Annotated in this window: 2 pseudogenes; both read left to right on the forward strand. The window is 58.5% G+C overall.

The annotated features are described in order from the left end of the window. Window positions 1–422: pseudogene (locus CK944_RS22420) on the forward strand (integrase core domain-containing protein); the annotation flags it as partial. 27 nt (window positions 423–449) lie between these two features. After that, window positions 450–530, forward strand: a pseudogene (locus CK944_RS22425) (integration host factor subunit beta); the annotation flags it as partial. Between the last annotated feature and the right edge of the window lie 197 nt (window positions 531–727).

Below are 727 nucleotides of genomic sequence, written 5' to 3' on the forward strand. Positions count from 1 at the left end.
GATCGCGAGATCATCGCCTGGAGGGCTGTGGTCAATGCTGGCATCAGCGGGTCCGATATCTGCGACATCATGCTCGAAGCTGTCGAACGCCGCTTCGACACATGTCGCGCACCTTCGGTCATTGAGATGCTGTCCGACAACGGCTCGCCCTATATTGCGAAGGAAACGCAGATCTTCGCGCGCCAGTTCGGGCTGAAGCCCTGCTTTACCCGATCCGCAGCCCACAGAGCAATGGCATCTCCGAGGCATTCGTGAAGACGCTGAAGCGCGATTACGTCCAGGTGACGCCGCTGCCGGATGCTCAGACCGTGCTTGAGTTGATCGGAAGCTGGTTCAAGGATTACAACGACAACCACCCGCATTCAGGGCTGAAGATGCGCTCGCCCCGCGAGTTCATTGCTGCTCAAACCGCAACCGCCTGAGTGTCCGGTGAAATGGGGGCAAGACCAGCGATCGACGTGGACCAAAAACATGTGCCTTTCTTCAAGACGGGAAAGCTGTTGCGCGATCGGTTGAACGGCCGCGCTTGACTGCCGATACGGCATAAGGCTGCACACATGCGCCTATGCCCGAATCTTGTAAGGCTATTTCTTGGAAATCGCACCTTCAGCGCAGATCCAGGTGGTTGGAGCCACAACTTGCACACCCAAGGCGGAGAGCAATTTGCCCAGGCAAGGCCGTCCCGCGAGGCATTTCCCGCCCTCGCCGAGGCCATGCGCAAGAACGT

The organism is Paracoccus sp. SY, from assembly GCF_002901215.1.
GTDB lineage: Bacteria > Pseudomonadota > Alphaproteobacteria > Rhodobacterales > Rhodobacteraceae > Paracoccus > Paracoccus acridae.